Origin of the sequence: Bacillus hominis (assembly GCF_018332515.1) — a bacterium.
In the GTDB taxonomy this organism is placed as follows: Bacteria; Bacillota; Bacilli; order Bacillales; family Bacillaceae_G; genus Bacillus_A; species Bacillus_A hominis.
Genome location: NZ_BOQD01000030.1, coordinates 14,490 through 34,027 on the forward strand (window position 1 = coordinate 14,490; position 19,538 = coordinate 34,027).

A 19,538-nucleotide genomic window follows, 5' to 3' on the forward strand; every position below is an offset into this window, starting at 1 on the left:
TTTATTAGACGTCTCTCCTAATAGTTATTACACTACCACTGGCACTTGTCCTATAGCTCAAAAAACACATATTCACATCATTCCATTATACGTCTAGTTCTTCTTATTTTTTGCTGAATATACTACCAATATAAACTTGAGACAAGCTACATTTGTTCAAGGGAAAATAGAAAGGTAGGTTAAATATGAGCATTGAAATATGGATTACTATTATTGTATTCTTCTTAACGATGATTGTTATCTTTTGGCGACCTCGTGGTTTAAATGAGGCGTGGCCGGCAGCAATTGGCGCTGGCATTATCCTCATTACTGGACTTGTATCCAAACCAGACGTCATGGACATTATAAGTAAAATTGGCGGTGCCTCCATAACAATATTAGCGACCATCGTTATGGCGGTTATATTAGAAAGCTTCGGCTTCTTCCATTGGTCCGCAGCGAAACTTGCAAATTTAGCAAAGGGCTCCGGTCGCCGTTTATACTGGTATATTCAATTACTTTGTTTTCTTATGACTCTTTTATTCAATAACGACGGTAGTATTTTAATTACAACACCAATCCTAATTTTACTACTGAGAAACCTTAAATTAAAACCTCATCAACAAATCCCTTATTTATTAAGCGGTGCTTTAATCGCCACTGCATCTAGTGCACCAATTGGTGTAAGTAATATCGTAAACTTAATCGCATTAAATATCGTTCATATGACTCTTTATATGCACACAGCTATGATGTTTGTACCAGCAACATTAGGACTACTGTTTATGTCATGGCTTATGTATACAGTTTTAAAGAAAAAGCTACCAGAAAAATTACCTGTTTCTTCATATGATATCGAAGAAATTTTCTTCACGAAAAACTTCCATCCGTTAAAAGGAAAAAATTCTGTTGATACGAAACAAAAACGTACAAAATTCATGTTAAAAGTATTAGGCTTCGTCTTCCTTATGCGCTGTCTTCTATTCGTTGCATCCTTCTTATCGATTCCAATCGAAATTGTTGCTGTACTCGGTTCACTCGTTCTCCTCATTTGGAGATGGTACTACTTACGAACAAACCCTATCGATATTTTGAAAAAGACACCGTGGCACATTTTAGTTTTCGCTTTCTCTATGTATGTAATTATTTACGGGCTTCACAACGCAGGATTAACAGCGGCACTTGTAACTTGGCTTGAGCCAGTTGTAAGTCAGCATCTACTCTATGCTAGCTTTGCAATGGGCGGACTCGTTTCCCTCCTCTCTAACGTCTTCAATAACCACCCTGCACTTATGATTGGTACCATTACGTTAACAGAAATGGGCCTAGATCCAGTCACATTAAAAACTATCTATCTCGCAAATATCATTGGTAGTGATATCGGTTCACTATTATTACCAATCGGTACGCTAGCTTCCCTCATTTGGATGTATATCCTAAGACAAAACAAGATTAAAGTGAAATGGAAAGATTATTTAAGCGTATCTCTCATCGTCATCCCACTCACAACAGTCGTCACATTATTCCTCTTATACTACTGGGTACACCTCTTCTTCGCCTTATAAACGACAGAAGCCCGCTTTGCTACCGTCTTAGCAAAGCGGGCTTCTTCTATATTTAAGTTAGGTACTACAGTGTGATCAATCAAGTAAAGAGGTGTAACGTGTTATTGGTATAAATGACTACCAGTGTCTTTAAATTCTTTCGATTTCTCTTTCATTCCTTTTTCAATTGCTTCTGTCGTTTCTAAATCATTTTCTTTCGCATATTCACGAATATCATGTGAAATTTTCATACTACAAAACTTCGGGCCACACATTGAACAGAAATGCGCTGTTTTCGCCCCTTCTGCTGGTAACGTTTCATCATGATATTCCATCGCGCGTTCAGGATCTAAAGATAAATTAAATTGATCGCGCCAACGGAATTCAAATCGTGCTTTTGAAAGTGCATCATCACGCTGATGAGCCGTTTTATGCCCTTTCGCAAGATCGGCTGCATGCGCAGCAATTTTGTACGTAATAACCCCTTCGCGAACATCATCTTTATTTGGTAAACCTAAATGTTCTTTCGGTGTTACATAACAAAGCATCGCAGTTCCAAACCAACCGATCATTGCTGCGCCAATTGCGGATGTAATGTGGTCATAACCTGGTGCGATATCTGTCGTTAACGGCCCAAGTGTATAAAACGGCGCGCCCTGACAAATATCAAGCTCTTTCTCCATATTCTCTTTAATTAAATGCATCGGTACATGCCCAGGTCCTTCAATCATAACTTGCACATCATGTTTCCAAGCAATTTTCGTTAATTCACCAAGTGTCTCAAGCTCAGAAAACTGCGCTTCGTCATTTGCATCTGCAATCGATCCTGGACGTAATCCATCTCCAAGAGAGAATGACACATCGTACTGTTTCATAATTTCACAAATCTCTTCGAAATGAGTATATAAGAAGTTTTCTTTATGATGGAATAAACACCACTGCGCCATAATCGAACCACCGCGCGAAACAATACCTGTCGTACGCTTTGCAGTAATTGGAATGTAACGGAGTAATACACCGGCGTGAATCGTGAAGTAATCAACGCCTTGCTCCGCCTGCTCAATTAACGTATCGCGATACACTTCCCACGTTAAATCCTCTGCAATTCCGTTTACTTTTTCAAGCGCTTGATAAATTGGCACAGTTCCAACTGGTACCGGAGCATTACGAATAATCCACTCACGTGTTGTATGAATATTTTTTCCTGTAGATAAATCCATAATCGTATCTGCACCCCAGCGAGTCGCCCACGTCATCTTCTCTACTTCTTCTGCAATAGAAGACGATACAGCAGAGTTTCCGATATTTGCATTTACCTTCACGTGGAAATTACGTCCGATAATCATCGGTTCTGCTTCCGGATGATTAATATTCGCTGGTAAAATGGCACGACCTTCTGCAATTTCCTTACGAACAAACTCAGGCTCTACCCCTTCACGAATCGCAACATATTCCATCTCAGACGTAATAATACCATTACGCGCATAATGCATTTGTGAAACATTTGCACCTCGCTTTGCCCTAAGCGGCTTGCGATCCATTTGCGGGAAAACAGGTGTATGTTTTGAAGCCACCTTGACACCGTCATCCTCTGGTTTTACTTCGCGCCCTTCATATGCTTCTACATCACCACGCCCCATGGTCCAAGAATGGCGCGGCGTTGGAATCCCCTTTTCCAGCTCCACTTTATACTCAGGATCTGTATAAGGTCCACTCGTATCATACACACGGATTGGCTGATTTGGAACACCATTCGTATCGCTTTGTGCAATCTCACGCATCGGTACTTTCATACCTTCCCGTGGTCCATCCACATACACTTTCTTACTTCCTGGTAAACTCGATTTCAATTCAATTTGCTCAGCTGAAACAGATTGTTTCATAACCTTTGTTGCCCCCCTGTACGTGACAAGGACGAGATATGGCCAGCGTATGCCAAAATAAAAAGAGCCAGGTCCATAAAAAAATAAGGACCTGGCTCATAAAGACATAATTATGTAAAGCCGTTAACTTCCCTACGCTGGTACGAGCCAGATCAGGTCCAAAGGGTTAAGAAGTTCACACGCTTCTCTCTCAGCCTACGCATACGTTAGGCACCCCTAGTTTATCACTGATTTAATTTTCAATACTTTCCCATCATACATGATAATCTGAAAAATGAAAAGGTTATTTCTTTTTTGTTTACGGAATCATCCAAGTTAAATAATAAGCCTGTACATAAGTCATAATCCCCACAATAATTACGAAGAATAAACTATGCTTCACTGTAAAGCGGAACAGATCTGATTCTTTCCCAGCAAGACCAACTGCCGCACAAGCGATCGCAATCGATTGCGGAGAAATCATTTTACCTGTTACACCGCCCGTTGTATTTGCTGCAACGAGAAGCACTTCAGATACACCGACTTGCTGCGCTGTAATTGCTTGTAAATTCGAGAAAAGTGCATTCGCTGACGTATCGGATCCTGTTAAAAATACGCCGATCCAACCTAGGAATGGTGAGAAGAACGGGAATAGTCCACCAGTTCCTGCAAGTGCTAGCGCTAATGTAGAAGATAAACCAGAATAATTTGCGATAAATGCGAATCCTAATACGAATCCGATAGATAGAATTGGCATCTTAAGTTCGTTTAACGTTTCTTTAAATGTTGCTACTGCATCTTTTGCACTCATTTTCAAAATAAACATGGAAATAATACAAGCAATTAAAATCGCTGTTCCCGTTGCTGATAATACATCAAGCTTCAAAATTGCCTCATAAGGTGTTGGTTTATTTACAATTGGCTCTGCTTTCATTACTAAATTGTGTAAGCCTGGAACTTCAAACTTAAATACAAGACTTTCTAACGCGCCGCCTGGAGCGAATAATGCTTTAAAGAAACTTTGGCTCCAAATGACTACCATCACAGTTAAAATAATGAACGGAGACCATGCTTTTACTACTTTTCCTACCGTTAGTTTCGGCATAGATGTCGCCTTTGTTGCTGCTACTTCACTATTCGCTTCTTTAGACTGATAAATTTCTTTCGGCTGCCAAACTTTTAAGAATAGCGATAAACTCACTAAACTTACAAGTGCTGACGTAATATCAGGAAGTTCTGGTCCTAAAAATGTCGCTGTAATAAACTGTGTAATTGCAAATGAACTACCCGCTACAAATAGAGCAGGCCACGTTTGTCTTACTCCTTTAAAACCATCCATTAAAAATACGATAAAGAACGGAACAAATAATGATAAGAACGGTAATTGATGTCCAGCCATTTGTCCGATTTTATGCGGATCAATACCAGTTACTTGTCCAGCCACTGTAATCGGAATTCCCATCGCTCCGAATGCTACTGGTGCAGTATTTGCGATTAAACAAAGACCAGCCGCGTATAAAGGATTTAAGCCAAGACCTGCAAGAAGTGCTGCCGTAATCGCTACTGGTGCACCAAATCCTGCTGCTCCTTCCAAAAATGCTCCAAATGAAAAACCGATTAAAATAACGAGTAAACGATGATCATTCGTAATGGATAATACTGATGCACGAATGACATCAAATTGACCTGTTTTCACAGAAATTTTATATAAAAATACTGACATAATGATAATCCACGCAATTGGCCATAATCCGTATAAGAAACCGTATCCGGTCGCTGCCATTGCCATTGTGAATGGCATTTTATACGCAAATAACGCCACCAAAATCGTTAATACAACTGTAATAAACCCTGCCACGTACCCCTTCATGCGAAAAACTGCTAAAGCTAAGAAAAAAAAGATGATTGGAATAAGTGCGACTGCTGCCGAAATCCAAATGTTACCGAACGGATCGTAAACTTGTGTCCATGTGTTCATTGTTCTCTCCCCCTAAAGAATCCCCTTTTAAATAGATATAACCTTATCAATAGACTATCGGGTCATCATACCTTTAAGTCTAAAAATAAAAAACGTTTAAGAAAACGTTTTCACTAACTTCTTTTATACTTTATCACAACAATTTCCATTAAAAAAGATTTTTTTGAAAATTTCATTATTTAATATGCAAATCTTACAAAAACGTCACGTTCTTGTAATGTTCATCGATAGTAAGCTTACCAAATTTACTGCATACTAAAAGTATAACAACGGACATTATTTATGAGGTGATATATATGAACGGAAACAAAATACTAGCTGCTTTATCATACTTTAGTGTACTATTTGCCCCTATCTTATTCCCAATTATCGTTTGGATTGTGGGCGATGCTGAAACGAAACCACATGCAAAACGTGCGCTATGGACACACATTATTCCAAGTATAGCTACATTCATTGGCCTAATTATTTTAGGAATTATGGGCATCGGATCTGACCGACCAGACGTAACACTTGGAATTGGAGCAATGATTGTCTTATGTATTTGCGGAATCATTAGCTTATACTACTTCATTTGGAATATCGTAAAAGGTATTAAAGTACTGAAAGCATAATTTTAAACAAACATTTAATTAAAAAGGACACTTGCAAACTGAAAGTGTCCTTTTTCCCGATTAGTGAGGGCTAATAATCAGTGGGGGATATCCCCCCACTGATTCAAGTTTCACTTTATCTTCTGCGTTTCTTCTTTTTTCTCATCATTTTCTTTCGGCGCGTATTCGCTTTATCCGCTATAATGTGGAGCGTACTTGCCACAACAATTCCCATTATAAACGTTACAATTTCAACCTCATGTTTTTTCGCAATTTCTATTAAATTTCCGTCCAATGCGATTACATTTAATAGGAATAAAAACGGAGAAAACACGATTAACATGTATGCAATACGAATAACATCACCAATTATAATCGTATGCGTGAAGAAGGAACGATGGGGCATTACGCTCCTATATGGATACCAAAAAATGCGGAGTAATCCCCATTTATTATACGCATTGCTATACGTATCTAAATCCGGTGTTAAAAAGAAAGTACCTACTAGAAATCCAATTGCAAAAGTTAATAAAAAATCAAAATTTGTTAATCCATACGAAACAAGCATAAACAAAACAACCGGAAGGGATATTAAGTTTATTTTCGTATGCGTTCTTCCTGATGGCATAATGCACTTCCTCGCTTACGTTCGCCCTGTCATCCTATGACAGTTCTCACCTATTGATCTAATTTTTGATCGATAAATGATGTGTCTATATCCGAACCAAACCATTCTGCCAACTTCACTCGTGCCTTATCTTTCACTTCTTCATTTACGTATATCGATGCTTGTAATAGTGCCGCCGTTAACGCACCTAAATCATCCGTATAACCAATTCCAGCAACGAAATCTGGGATTGCATCAACCGGTGCAATGAAATAAGCAAGTGCTCCGATTACAATAATTTTCACTCGTTTTGGAACATCCGGTCTTTGCAAAACGTAAAACAATAATAAACTGGCATAAATGACCGATTGCCCTGCCTGTTTCGCAACATGTTTTATTTTCTTCCAAAACGCTTCAACTGAAAATTTTTGTTTCATTCAAAAGCCTCCCTATTTTTCAAAAGAAATAAGCTACAATATGTTATGTTATCAGTAAAAGTTCATCAAAATTACACATAATCTATCAATGAAATTTCATTGTAACAAACAAAACTAAAAAGAACAAGTGTTCGTTAATTTTTTAGTATTTTCCTTCATATAATAGTTTTCTAGACAACCACTTAAAAATTTCTATTCCATATTTCTCAACCAAAAAACTTTCAATTCCACTTAACATTCTTTTCTATTTTTGTTATATTTTCTAGTTGACGGGCATATAAACGAATGTTAAAGTTTTCTCTGGTAGTGACAAAACACATACAAAAAATGTAAAATGTTATAGTGTTTCTCAGAAATGAATTTTGTTGTATAATACAGAAATGACGTTATGCTTATGAGCAGCACAAGAAACCAAAAAGGGTATGCATAGTTAAAGTCGTATATGGGTGAATATAGAAACTCTAATTATGACCAAGAAAACTATGTATTTTTTATTTTAACATTTTTCGCTCCAAAATCGACCAAGCCTGATAGAGAAAGGGTGGAAATGAATGAAAGAAACCATGAAATCACAATTTCAAAATGTGCGTTTCACTTTATTCGTAGCTTTGGCCGTATGGCTAAAAACCTACATCATTACACGCACTAGCTTCGATTTAAAACTTGAATCTTTCATGCAAGAATTCATTTTATTCATTAGTCCATTAGCAGCATCATTACTGTTTGTGGGTCTTGCATTATTTGCAAAAGGGAAAAAACGTAACTATATAGCACTAGGAATTAACTTTATTTTAACGTTCATTCTTGTTGGTAACGTAATGTTCTACGGATTCTACAATGACTTCGTTACTTTACCAGTATTAGGACAAACGTCTAATTTCGGAAGTTTAGGTTCTAGTGTGAAAGAATTATTTAACTACAAAATCATCCTTGCATTTGCGGATATTATCGTATTCTTCGTTCTATTGAAGAAGAAGAAAAATTTCGCACCGACAGAGCGTGTAGCACGTCCGATGCGTTCTTTATACTTCGTGTCAACAATCGCTATTTTCTTCGTAAATCTAGGATTTGCAGAAGCTGAGCGTCCAGAGCTATTAACACGTTCATTCGACCGCGTTATGCTTGTTAAAAACTTAGGATTATATGTACATCAAGCATATGATCTTGGCTTACAAGCAAAATCAAGTTCACAAAAAGCATTTGCGGATAGTAGTAAATTACAAGAAGCAGAAAACTATGTGAAAACAACACAAAGTAAACCAGATCCAAATATGTTCGGTACTGCAAAAGGGAAAAACGTAATTGTTGTCTCTCTTGAATCATTACAAACATTCTTAATTGGTGCGCAAGTTAACGGACAAGAAGTTACACCATTCTTAAACCAATTTGCGAAAGAAAGTTATTACTTCGATAACTTCTTCCATCAAACTGGGCAAGGAAAAACATCTGATGCTGAATTCTTAGTAGATACTTCATTATATCCACTAGACCGCGGTGCTGTATTCTTCACACACGGTAATAACGAATATACAGCAACTCCAGAAATTTTGCGTCAACAAGGGTATAACACATCAGTATTCCACGCAAACAACGCAACATTCTGGAACCGTAATATTATGTATCCGGCACTTGGTTATGATCGTTACTACAACGAACTTGACTATAAGATTACGCCAGAAACAAAATTAAACTGGGGACTAAAAGATATCGAATACTTTGATCAATCTATCGATATGTTAAAACAGGTGAAGCAACCGTTCTATACTCGCTTCCTTACTTTAACAAACCATTACCCATTCACTTATGATGACAGTACGAAATTGATCGAGCCGTACAACTCTGGTGATGGTGTATTCGACCGCTATATGGTAACAGCTCGCTACTTAGACGAAGCAATGAAACACTTTATTGAGCGTCTAAAAGCAGACGGTATTTATGACAACTCTGTTATCGTATTCTACGGTGACCATTATGGTATTTCTGAAAACCATAACCGTGCAATGGCACAGTTCTTAGGAAAAGAAGAAATTACTACATTTGACCATATGAACTTACAAAAAACACCGATGTTTATTCACGTTCCAGGTCAAAAAGAAGGTAAAACAATTTCAAAACCAACTGGTGAAATTGACATTAAACCAACAATTCTAAACTTACTTGGTATAGATTCTACGAATCAAATTCAATTCGGTCATGACGTATTCTCACCAGACAATAAAGGATTCGTTGTTCTTCGTGACGGTAGCTTCATTACAGATAAGTACATGTACACAAACAGTACATTCTACGACCGTAACACAGGTGAAGTTGTACAATTACCGAAAGAAGAAGCTCAACCACTTATTGATCGTGCACAAAATGAATTAAACATGTCAGACAAAATTATTGAAGGCGACTTACTTCGCTTCTCTGAAAGCAATAAAATCAAAACTGGTGAAGTAAAAACAGCTATTAAAGAAGAAAAGAAGAGCGCTGAGTAATCTCAGCCTCTTTTTTTATTTTCCTCCCTACAAATTCTTCTATACATTAACTTTAAAATTACATAACCTTCATCTAATATTTACACCACATTAACGAAGCATCTTTATAATAAAATATGTAAACAAGGTTCCACATATTTCTTATCTCTCATCTGTAATAAGATCCCTTAGAGAAATATGCGCATCATTTGTTTTCAACTTTCTTATAATTGTCTTTTAAAGTGTTTTTGTTTCCATACACAAAACCTTTAATCAGGCAATGTCCCTATGAAAGATAGCTACCCTCCTTGTGCAACATTCCATACGAATGTTGCTTTTTTTTTTTCAAAAAGCAGGATTCTTATTTCTCATTTTCGAATTTGTATATACAAAATGCTGTAAAGTGAAACTTTAATCAGTGGGGGTTTTGTTCATCCCCCACTGATTATTAACCTTCAACAATCGGGCTTTTACGGGATAAATCATCATTACTTCTCTATGATTTACAGCCCTTTCCCAACGAGAAAGCCCATCGTCTTTAGGCGTGGGAGTCTCAAAAATATATATACGTCATATGTAGAGAATTACTCACATAAAAATTACTATAGTGATTTTTATTCCGAATGAATTAAAGTTTCACGTTACTTATGTACTAACGAAAGGATGGGACGAAAATTGGCATACGAAAGATTTGTACTATGGAATGATGCAGTTATTGATACAACGAAACATCGCGCGTACATAGAACTTGAAGAAAGAGGCTTACAATTTGGCGATGGTGTCTATGAAATTATTCGCCTTTATAACGGAAACTTTCACTTATTAGATCCACACCTAACAAGATTATATCGCTCCATGGACGAAATAGAATTATCGCTCCCTTTCTCAAAAGCCGAACTCATCATCTTACTCTACAAACTAATTGAAAATAATAATTTCCACGAAGATGGAACGATTTATTTACAAGTATCTCGTGGTGTACAAGCTCGAGCACATGCATTCTCATATGACACCTCTCCGACAATCTATGCTTATATTTCAAAAAAAGAAAGACCGGCTTTATGGATTGAATACGGTGTACGTGCTATATCAGAACCTGATACGCGCTGGCTCCGCTGTGATATTAAATCGCTAAATTTATTACCAAATGTATTAGCTTATACGAAAGCTGAGCGCAAAGGTTGTAAAGAAGCACTTCTCGTACGAAATGGTATCGTAACTGAAGGTAGCCACTCTAACTTCTTTCTCATAAAAAACGGAACACTGTATACGCATCCAGCCAATCACCTTATTTTAAACGGCATTATTCGTCAGTACGTCCTTTCTTTAGCTAACACTCTTCAACTTCCTGTACAAGAAGAGCTTTTCAGCATTCGCGATGTTCATCAAGCAGATGAATGCTTCTTTACGGGAACGACTATTGAAATTTTGCCGATGACCCACCTTGATGGAACTGCGATTCAAGATGGTCAAGTTGGCCCTATCACCAAATTACTACAAAGGTCATTTTCTCGAAGCCTTTTAAAATCCAACAGCACATCTTCCTAAATACGAATAATTTTCTCATTTTCCACATCAAATATATGTATTTAAATGGAAATCAAGGTGTGAATTTATGCCTTGATTTTTTCTTGTAATCTTTTTGTCATATTCAGATTACCGCATAAGTCTTGACAGTAATCGACATGCTCTTTAGAATTTTTAACAGTTGGTAAATATTTCTTCACTACATTACAGACAGAAAGGAATCGACAAATTATGAAAAAATACCTTGCCGGTCTTGCGGCAGTGTCTGTAGCAGGAGGAGCAGCCCCTACACTTGATAGCGTTCAAGCTGCCCCTGAACAAAACACACAAAAAGCTGCTACACAAACTGTCCAAGCTTCCGCATCAAACAGTTCATCGTATACGGTGAATACTAGCGTGCTGCATGTTCGTGCAGGATCAAGTACTTCTCACGACGTCATCTCTCGCGTTTATAATGGTCAATCATTAAACGTAATTGGAGAAGAAAATGGTTGGTTCAAAATTAACCATAACGGACAAACAGGTTATGTTAGTAGTGAATTTTTATCAAAAAACGGAGCAGCAACTAACAATGTAAGCACAGGTGGAAACAATAAAGTTACTGCTGATGTATTACGTGTTCGTACAGCTCCTAACACTTCTAGTTCTGTTTCTGGACGTGTATATGAAGGACAAGCTTTAAACGTTATCGGTCAAGAAAATGGTTGGGTGAAAATCAACCATAACGGACAAACTGGCTATGTTAGTAGCGAATTTGTATCGGGCGTTTCTTCAAATGCGGGTTCTACAAACAGTAACAACAATAATAGCAATCAAACAAATGTACAGCCAGCAAGCGGAAATTATACAGTAAACGTATCTTCCCTTCGCGTTCGTACGGGTCCTAGCACTTCTCATCCAACTGTAGGATCTGTTAAACAAGGACAAGTAGTACAAGTTGTAGGCGAAGTTCAAGATTGGTTCAAAATCAATTATGCGGGACAAACAGCTTACTTAAGCAAAGACTACGTAACAAAAGGCGGTTCTAACGAAAACGTCACTCAAGGTAACAACCAAGAGCAAAATAATAAGCCAGAACAAAACAATAATGCAACTGTTCAAACTGGCGGAACTTACGTTGTTAACGCAACATCGCTACGTGTTCGTACAGGCCCTGCTGCTTACCATAGTGTAATTGGTGGCGTATTAAATGGTACAACATTAAACGTAGTTGGTTCTGAAAACGGATGGTTTAAAGTAAGCTATCAAGGAAAAGCAGGCTATGTTAGTAGCGAGTTTGTAAAATTCGTTAAAGGTGGCACTTCTACTCCTGAACAGCCGAAACAACCAGAGCAGCCAAAACAACCTGAACAAGGTGTAATTGGTGACTACTACATTAATGCTTCTGCACTAAATGTACGTAGCGGCGAAGGTACAAATTATAGAATCATAGGCGCACTTCCACAAGGACAGAAGGTTCAAGTAATCTCTGAAAACTCTGGATGGAGCAAAATTAACTACAACGGTCAAACTGGTTACATCGGAACACGTTTCCTATCTAAAACACCAGTTGGTGGTGCAGTAGATAATAAGCCTAACGACAATCAAAATAACAATCAAAATAATAATCAAAATAATAACAACAATAATAACACTAATAATAGCGGTGACAGTTCTTCTCTACTTGCATACGCGAAATCTATGCAAGGCGTACCATACGTTTGGGGCGGTACTTCTGCTAACGGTGTTGACTGCAGTGGTTACATCTACCACGTGTTCAAGAAATTTGGTCATAACATTAGCCGCCAAAGTGTTGCTGGATATTGGAGCAGCTTATCACAAACTTCAAATCCACAACCAGGTGACTTAATTTATTTCAAAGACACTTATAAAAAAGGTCCTTCTCACATGGGTATCTACCTTGGTGGCGGATCATTTATCCAATCTGGAGATAAAGGTGTAGCAATCGCTTCATTAAGTAACTCTTATTGGAAAAGTCATTTCTTAGGGTATACGAAAGCACCTTAAGTGATAGTTTCAGAGCCTTCTAGTTTACTAGAAGGCTCTTTTTTAAAAGGCTCAATATAGTAATCCCCTTTTATTCTCTCTACGCAAAAATTATGCGTTCATTTCCCTATTTCATACACTACATTCTATAAAAATTATCCAAAGCGTTATCATAATGTATATATTTCCCCAAAAAACATAACCTATTTCATGTCGATTCATTTTATATGTGTTTTTTCAAAGAATTTTCTTTTTATTTAAACTTTTCGTTAGACGTTTGACCTCCGATGTCCATTATGATAAGTTACTTAAGATGTTATATTCGCAAAAGTATAGACAACTGGTTTATACACGTTTTTACTATGAGGAAGGAGCATACACTGCATGAATCTTTTATGGGGAATTGGCGGCGTGATTGGAGTATTAGCAATTGCTTTCTTACTATCTTCCAACCGCAAAGCTATTAATTGGCGCACAATTTTAATCGCGCTAGCATTACAAATGTCATTTTCATTTATCGTATTACGATGGGATGCTGGAAAAGCAGTTTTAAAATACGCTGCTGACGGCGTTCAAGGATTAATTAATTTTTCTTACGAGGGAATTAGATTCGTTGCTGGGGATTTAGTCAACGCAAAAGGACCTTGGGGATTTATCTTCGTGATTCAAGCACTACTTCCAATTGTATTTATTAGTTCATTAGTTGCAATCTTATATCATTTCGGTATTATGCAGAAATTTGTTAGTATTGTTGGTGGCGCATTAAGTAAACTTCTTGGAACTTCGAAAGCAGAAAGTTTAAACTCAGTAACAACTGTATTTTTAGGACAAACTGAGGCACCAATTTTAATTAAACCATACTTAGCACGTTTAACTAACAGTGAATTCTTCACTATTATGGTAAGTGGTATGACAGCTGTTGCCGGATCGGTTCTTGTCGGCTATGCAGCCATGGGAATTCCATTAGAACACTTATTAGCAGCAGCAATTATGGCATCTCCATCAAGTTTATTAATTGCAAAACTAATTATGCCAGAGACAGAAAAAGTAGATAACAACGTTGAACTTTCTACAGAACGTGAAGACGCAAACGTTATCGACGCAGCTGCACGTGGTGCATCTGAAGGTATGCAACTTGTTATTAACGTAGCAGCAATGTTAATGGCTTTCATCGCATTAATCGCTTTATTAAATGGTCTATTAGGATGGGTTGGCTCTTGGTTCGATATTAAACTTAGCCTTGATTTAATCTTCGGTTACTTACTATCACCATTTGCAATCTTAATCGGGGTTTCTCCAGGTGAAGCTATACAAGCAGCAAGTTTCATCGGTCAAAAACTTGCAATCAACGAATTCGTTGCATACGCAAACTTAGGACCACACATGGCAGAGTTCTCTGAAAAAACAAATCTAATTTTAACATTCGCAATCTGTGGTTTTGCAAACTTCTCTTCTATCGCAATTCAATTAGGTGTAACAGGAACGTTAGCTCCTACTCGCCGTAAACAAATTGCACAATTAGGGATTAAAGCAGTTATCGCTGGTACACTAGCGAACTTCTTAAACGCAGCAGTTGCAGGTATGATGTTCCTATAATAATTTCATGAAAAGCCTCCTTTTTTAAAAAGGAGGCTTTTTTATATTGTACAAATATGATTTCCGTATATACATTAAATACTTTATGTCTAGATGTATAGACGTTATGTTACAATAATTAGTATGTCTGTTTATTTTTTCTTGTACAAGGGGGATACTATTTGATGTTTCTCGCCCCCAAAAGACTTCCAGCTACATGGTCCATTTCTTAATAATTGTGCATACTACAAATATCCAGCACGAATTATCTTTAAGGAGGAAAGTTTCGTGAAAGATAAGTCCTATAAAATCCTCTCTATGTGGATTTTACAAATTTTATTTTATTTTACTACTGTACATGTGACGAAATATGAGCATGCGCTCATTTTTACAATTATATATGTCATCATAAATGTACTATTCCTATTTTTAGCTGATAAAACAGCATTTATTTTCTTCATACTAGGAACCATTATTTCAGTATTCTATTTATTTTATGAAGCGTGGCTTCACTTATGGAGTACATCAGATCAATGGGAATATATTATTACCCACTTCCTGATGGCAGCTAACTTCTTCATTGTTTATATTTCAACCCACCTATTAAAAAAGGTTATCCTTAAAAATAAAGAGTTAACTGAACGAGTGAGAGTGCTTGAGCAATACATTGGAGAATCAAAATTATTAACAAGACAAGAATTTGAAAGACGACAAGCATTATTAAAGACTGCAATGAGTCGTCGTAATGAAACAGGCATTATCATTTTCTTTGATTTCACTTCCTTTAGTAAATATACGAAGGAAAGTGTCATGGATCGTGTAGCTTCATTATTAGTTGATACAGTCAGAACTGACTTTGACCTTGCTGCTGAATATGACAACAACACATTAGTCATTTTATTACAAAACACAAATGAAGCCGGTGCTGATATTGTAATGAACCGTCTACACCCAAAAATGGAGCAATGGCTTGCTGCTGAAGCAATTCAAGATATTAAAATAAAACGAGAACAAATCAATACAAAAGGACATGCCCCATTATGATGACACTCGTTATGCTTCTTTTATTTATTTTGTTTTGTGTACTTGTTTTCTGGATCAGCATCACATTTTCAATTAAATATGTATTGATTTTTACAGCCTTTCTATTCTCTGGTTTACTCGTTTATTACTCTTTCTTAACAATTGCGGGCTTAATTCATCGAACTAGTAAACGAAAAGATCGTACGCTAGAACATTATCCAAGTGTAGATATTTTTATACCTGCTCATAATGAAGGGGTCGTTATTAAAGATACATTAGAAGCAATGGCAAAGATTGAATACCCAGGCAAACTAAACGTTTATTTATTAAACGATAACTCTCAAGATGAAACACCTGAAATTGGTGATGATTTCGACAAAGCTTATGCTCATATTCATCACATTCGTGTACCACCTGGCGAACCGAAAGGAAAATCGCGTGTATTAAACTACGGCCTTAGCATTTCGGACGGTGAATATTTCTGTGTTTACGATGCAGATAATCAACCTGAACCACATGCACTGCGAATGCTCGTAGAACATGCTGAAACAATCCAGGATGCCGTTGGAGCAGTTGGACACGTTCGTACAGTAAATGAGAAAAGAAATTGGCTTACACGAATGATTTCATTAGAATTTCAGATTTTCCAGCTCCTTATGCAATCTGGACGCTGGCTATTATTCCAAACAGGTTCACTAACCGGAACAAACATGCTTCTTCGTCGTTCTGCATTAGAAGAGCTTGGCGGCTATGATCCTTATGCAATTGCAGAGGATGCCGAATTAACATTAAGAATTACCCAAAAGGGCTATCTCTTACCAATCGTCCCGGAATCGATTACATGGGAACAAGAACCAGAGCATTTAAAAATTCTTATTAAACAACGTACACGTTGGCTTCAAGGAAACTTATACATTTTAGAAAAAATGTTTTCTTCGTTAAGCTTCTTTAAAGGGAAACTTCTCGTCCATTCCTTACAACAAGTTTTAGTGTATGTCGTATTTTGGCTATTCCTAATCATTTCAAACGTTTGGTTTGTAATTGGACTGCTCGGGATATTCCAAATTCAATATAGCATTCCATTACTATTTATGTGGTATGTCGCATATATTACATATGTTTCTCAATTATTTAGTGCCCAGAGCGTCGAACGAACCTTTACACCGACCAATATTTTCATAAGCGTCATTATGTACTTTACGTACGCACAGCTCTTTACGTATTTGTTTATTCGCAGTCTCATTCTTTACTTACGTGCAAAGAGCAAGAAACAAGTAATTGGTTGGGATAAAACAGTACGATTTAAGAAAGAAAAATAGATTTCATTAAAAAATAAGCACAGAGCGCCGTATGCTCTGTGCTTATTTTTTACCGTAATACTATATATCAGACAATACCCCTTAGCTGAAAGTTATTTCACGTCCATCCCCCAACGAACGATCGACCTTCATTTATATACGAAAAAGTGATTGCTATTTTTGTAGAACCAATTGCTTCTCTTGATGCTCTTTACGAGTTTCAGCTTTAGGTTCCGTGCTTTCTTGGACATTTCGATGTGCCACACGTTTCAAACAAATATGCTTCCACTTTCTTTCGTAACGTTTCATTATTCTAGATGTCCCCCTTGAATGCGCTTTAAAACTATTTGAAATCGCTTACAGGAAATAATATAGCACATATACATAAAAGTGACAACACATTTCCGACATATTTTTGTCAAAAATATGAACATAATTTACAAAATATCGGATATTGTCGAAACATATCGATTTTCCTTTTTAAACTACAGCTATCCACACTTTTCCTAATATTCGCACTAAAAAAGGAGCTGATATAAAATCAGCCCCTTTCCTTCTATTATTAATGACGCTTCATACGACCTTCTTTTTGCAACTCTTTAAATAGTGCTGCAATCATAAAGAAAATAACAAATACAAATGGGAATGCCGCAATAATCGACGCAGTTTGCAACGCCTCTAATCCACCAACATACAATAAGGTCGAAGCTATTACTGCTAAAACAATACCCCAAACCATTTTGATACGATTTGGTGGGTTTAAGCTACCATGTGTCGTTAACATCCCTAGAACAAACGTAGCAGAGTCTGCCGATGTAATAAAGAATGTTGAAATAAGTAAAATAGCTAGTACAGATAAAGCTGGCCCTATGCCACCCATCTGGCCTAACATAGCAAACAATCCTACTTCTGTGCCCATTTCTTTAATTTGGCCATATATATTCGCTCCATCGAACAATTCCATGTGAATACCTGTTCCTCCGAAAACAGAGAACCAAAGCGCACCGATTACTGTTGGTACGAGTAACACACCAATAACAAATTCACGAATTGTACGCCCGCGTGACACACGAGCAATAAACGTACCTACGAATGGTGACCATGCAATCCACCATGCCCAATAGAAAATTGTCCATGACTGAATCCATTGATTTCCGCCTTCATTTAATGGACTTAAACGGAAACTCATACTTGGTAATTCTTGAATGTATGATCCGATTGTTGAAGTGAAATAATTCATAATAAAGTTTGTTGGACCTGCAAATAATACAATTATCATAAGTGCAAACGCTAAAATAATATTCGCATTACTTAAATATTTAATTCCTTTATCGAGTCCGGTTTGTGCAGATAGCATATAAAGAACAGTGACAATTCCGATGATTACTAGCTGTGTCGGTAATGAATTTGGAATGGATGTTAAATAACTAACACCACCCGCAATTTGCTTTGCCCCAAGTCCTAATGATGTCGCCACACCAAATACTGTCGCAAATACAGCTAGAACATCAAACATACGGGCAATACGGCCATGTTCACCGCCCTTAAATAGCGGACCCACTGTCGCACTAATTGTACTTGCTCTTCCTTTTCTAAATGTAAAATACGCAATACACAATGCTACAAGTGCATATAATCCCCACGGATGTAATCCCCAATGGAAAAATGAGAAACGAAGTGCAAGACGTGCACTCTCTTCAGTCGCCCCTTCTCCAAACGGAGGTGTGTATAAATGATTCAATGGTTCTGCAACGCCCCAGAAAACCAAACCGATTCCCATACCAGCACTAAATAACATAGCAAACCATGTCATATAACTATAATCAGGTTCATCATCATCTTTACCTAAACGAATCGAACCGTACTTAGAAACAATTAAGAAAATAGCAATTCCTAAGAAAATAGAAACGGAAATAATATAGAACCATCCAAACTTACTAACTAACGCAGCTTGAATTGCAGTCGTTACATTTCCTAAGCTACCTTTTCCAATAATAGATTCGGGAATAATCCCCCAAAGTGTAAATGCAATACATAATGTTAATGAGACAATAAATGTTTTCGTCAGTTTCCTCATCAAATCCCCCTTCGTATGTTTCATTTCTTGTAAATAACATAAATTCCGATATGTTAAATCGGATAGAAAACCATAGTTTTTTGTGGTGATTTTCTTTCGGCTCTCTTAGTTTTGCCTTCACCAATTAGAGTTCTTATGGACAGTCTTACCTTCCGTACAACCTTTTCACTCTGCAAGAGCTACAAGATTGGAATACTACTGTCAAATTGTGTGAGAAAAATGCGGATGGGAAGAGATTTTCCCAAAAAAGGATGTGTTACAGTTTTAAAAAAGGGCAGATTTATTCTTTACAACCCTTTCTTCTTGTAACAATTATGCGGTTTTTTTGCTAGTATATAGCGCGTGTTTATAACTTCACAAACGAGATGTTTATGTTTATATAACTATATTACCCATAAAACGGTAAAATACTCAAGGAATGTAACTGTATAGTAATCATTACGTAATACTGCTGTAACATTTTTATTTACGCCGAAAAAATTATGTTGTATTAAATATTTCGAATATAACTAGAAACCTACTAATTATATGGAATGAAAAACGCTTTCCTCTAATTCTAGCTATATTACAAATTGTTAACGACTTATTACGAA

Annotated in this window: 14 protein-coding genes and 1 riboswitch; of the genes, 8 read left to right on the forward strand and 6 right to left on the reverse strand. The window is 36.9% G+C overall.

Features of this window, described 5'->3' with window-relative positions:
• Nucleotides 1-185 precede the first annotated feature (185 nt).
• The gene (locus tag KI356_RS04385) at nt 186-1,544 is read left to right on the forward strand and encodes an arsenic transporter (RefSeq protein WP_212934861.1); all 1,359 of its coding nucleotides are present in this window, start codon (nt 186-188) and stop codon (nt 1,542-1,544) included.
• Nucleotides 1,545-1,645: 101 nt separating this feature from the next.
• Here KI356_RS04385 and thiC read toward each other — a convergent pair whose 3' ends face one another.
• Together thiC and lldP are read right to left on the reverse strand one after the other, a co-directional pair.
• A complete protein-coding gene (gene thiC / locus KI356_RS04390) occupies nt 1,646-3,406 on the reverse strand; it encodes a phosphomethylpyrimidine synthase ThiC (protein WP_128281806.1) in 1,761 nt (586 codons plus the stop codon).
• Between the two features lie 112 nt (nt 3,407-3,518).
• Nucleotides 3,519-3,634: riboswitch (TPP riboswitch) on the reverse strand.
• Nucleotides 3,635-3,704: 70 nt separating this feature from the next.
• Complete coding sequence (gene lldP / locus KI356_RS04395; RefSeq protein ID WP_212934862.1) at nt 3,705-5,363, reverse strand: L-lactate permease; 1,659 nt, start codon at nt 5,361-5,363, stop codon at nt 3,705-3,707.
• Nucleotides 5,364-5,659: 296 nt separating this feature from the next.
• Here lldP and KI356_RS04400 point away from each other — a divergent pair, with 296 nt between their 5' ends.
• Nucleotides 5,660-5,977, forward strand: coding sequence for a magnetosome magnetite crystal formation protein family (locus KI356_RS04400; protein ID WP_002123936.1), 318 nt, complete (start codon nt 5,660-5,662; stop codon nt 5,975-5,977).
• Between the two features lie 115 nt (nt 5,978-6,092).
• Here the strand turns inward: KI356_RS04400 and KI356_RS04405 are convergent, their stop codons facing one another.
• Nucleotides 6,093-6,584 (reverse strand): metal-binding protein, encoded by a 492-nt coding sequence (locus KI356_RS04405; protein ID WP_128281804.1) that lies wholly within the window; start codon nt 6,582-6,584, stop codon nt 6,093-6,095.
• Between the two features lie 50 nt (nt 6,585-6,634).
• Entirely contained in the window at nt 6,635-7,000 is a 366-nt protein-coding gene (locus tag KI356_RS04410) for a YkvA family protein (protein WP_128281803.1), read from the reverse strand.
• Nucleotides 7,001-7,551: 551 nt separating this feature from the next.
• Between KI356_RS04410 and KI356_RS04415 the strand changes: the two genes are divergently transcribed.
• From KI356_RS04415 to KI356_RS04440, 6 genes are all read left to right on the forward strand, one after another.
• The gene (locus KI356_RS04415; RefSeq protein WP_212934863.1) at nt 7,552-9,480 is read left to right on the forward strand and encodes an LTA synthase family protein; all 1,929 of its coding nucleotides are present in this window, start codon (nt 7,552-7,554) and stop codon (nt 9,478-9,480) included.
• Nucleotides 9,481-10,122: 642 nt separating this feature from the next.
• On the forward strand, nt 10,123-11,007 hold the full coding sequence (locus KI356_RS04420; RefSeq protein WP_212934864.1) for a D-amino-acid transaminase: 885 nt from the start codon (nt 10,123-10,125) through the stop codon (nt 11,005-11,007).
• A gap of 210 nt (nt 11,008-11,217) precedes the next feature.
• Complete coding sequence (locus KI356_RS04425; RefSeq protein ID WP_212934865.1) at nt 11,218-12,993, forward strand: C40 family peptidase; 1,776 nt, start codon at nt 11,218-11,220, stop codon at nt 12,991-12,993.
• Nucleotides 12,994-13,356: 363 nt separating this feature from the next.
• On the forward strand, nt 13,357-14,568 hold the full coding sequence (locus KI356_RS04430) for a NupC/NupG family nucleoside CNT transporter (RefSeq protein ID WP_212934866.1): 1,212 nt from the start codon (nt 13,357-13,359) through the stop codon (nt 14,566-14,568).
• Between the two features lie 267 nt (nt 14,569-14,835).
• A complete protein-coding gene (locus KI356_RS04435; protein WP_088060545.1) occupies nt 14,836-15,591 on the forward strand; it encodes a nucleotidyl cyclase domain-containing protein in 756 nt (251 codons plus the stop codon).
• The gene (locus KI356_RS04440; protein ID WP_212934867.1) at nt 15,588-16,889 is read left to right on the forward strand and encodes a glycosyltransferase family 2 protein; all 1,302 of its coding nucleotides are present in this window, start codon (nt 15,588-15,590) and stop codon (nt 16,887-16,889) included. The genes KI356_RS04435 and KI356_RS04440 overlap by 4 nt, the downstream gene beginning before the upstream one ends.
• A 153-nt stretch (nt 16,890-17,042) precedes the next feature.
• Here KI356_RS04440 and KI356_RS28400 read toward each other — a convergent pair whose 3' ends face one another.
• Nucleotides 17,043-17,177: a hypothetical protein gene (locus KI356_RS28400; RefSeq protein WP_265176551.1), complete on the reverse strand. Its 135-nt coding sequence runs from the start codon at nt 17,175-17,177 to the stop codon at nt 17,043-17,045.
• 253 nt (nt 17,178-17,430) lie between these two features.
• The gene (gene opuD, locus KI356_RS04445) at nt 17,431-18,945 is read right to left on the reverse strand and encodes a glycine betaine transporter OpuD (RefSeq protein WP_212934868.1); all 1,515 of its coding nucleotides are present in this window, start codon (nt 18,943-18,945) and stop codon (nt 17,431-17,433) included.
• Nucleotides 18,946-19,538: the final 593 nt, after the last annotated feature.

Bases quoted from the DNA above. Each gene is read 5' to 3' on its own strand.
- KI356_RS04385 (WP_212934861.1), top strand. From the start codon at position 186: ATGAGCATTGAAATATGGATTACTATTATTGTATTCTTCTTAACGATG.
- thiC (WP_128281806.1), bottom strand. From the start codon at position 3,406: ATGAAACAATCTGTTTCAGCTGAGCAAATTGAATTGAAATCGAGTTTA.
- lldP (WP_212934862.1), bottom strand. From the start codon at position 5,363: ATGAACACATGGACACAAGTTTACGATCCGTTCGGTAACATTTGGATT.
- KI356_RS04400 (WP_002123936.1), top strand. From the start codon at position 5,660: ATGAACGGAAACAAAATACTAGCTGCTTTATCATACTTTAGTGTACTA.
- KI356_RS04405 (WP_128281804.1), bottom strand. From the start codon at position 6,584: ATGCCATCAGGAAGAACGCATACGAAAATAAACTTAATATCCCTTCCG.
- KI356_RS04410 (WP_128281803.1), bottom strand. From the start codon at position 7,000: ATGAAACAAAAATTTTCAGTTGAAGCGTTTTGGAAGAAAATAAAACAT.
- KI356_RS04415 (WP_212934863.1), top strand. From the start codon at position 7,552: ATGAAAGAAACCATGAAATCACAATTTCAAAATGTGCGTTTCACTTTA.
- KI356_RS04420 (WP_212934864.1), top strand. From the start codon at position 10,123: ATGGGACGAAAATTGGCATACGAAAGATTTGTACTATGGAATGATGCA.
- KI356_RS04425 (WP_212934865.1), top strand. From the start codon at position 11,218: ATGAAAAAATACCTTGCCGGTCTTGCGGCAGTGTCTGTAGCAGGAGGA.
- KI356_RS04430 (WP_212934866.1), top strand. From the start codon at position 13,357: ATGAATCTTTTATGGGGAATTGGCGGCGTGATTGGAGTATTAGCAATT.
- KI356_RS04440 (WP_212934867.1), top strand. From the start codon at position 15,588: ATGATGACACTCGTTATGCTTCTTTTATTTATTTTGTTTTGTGTACTT.
- KI356_RS28400 (WP_265176551.1), bottom strand. From the start codon at position 17,177: ATGAAACGTTACGAAAGAAAGTGGAAGCATATTTGTTTGAAACGTGTG.
- opuD (WP_212934868.1), bottom strand. From the start codon at position 18,945: ATGAGGAAACTGACGAAAACATTTATTGTCTCATTAACATTATGTATT.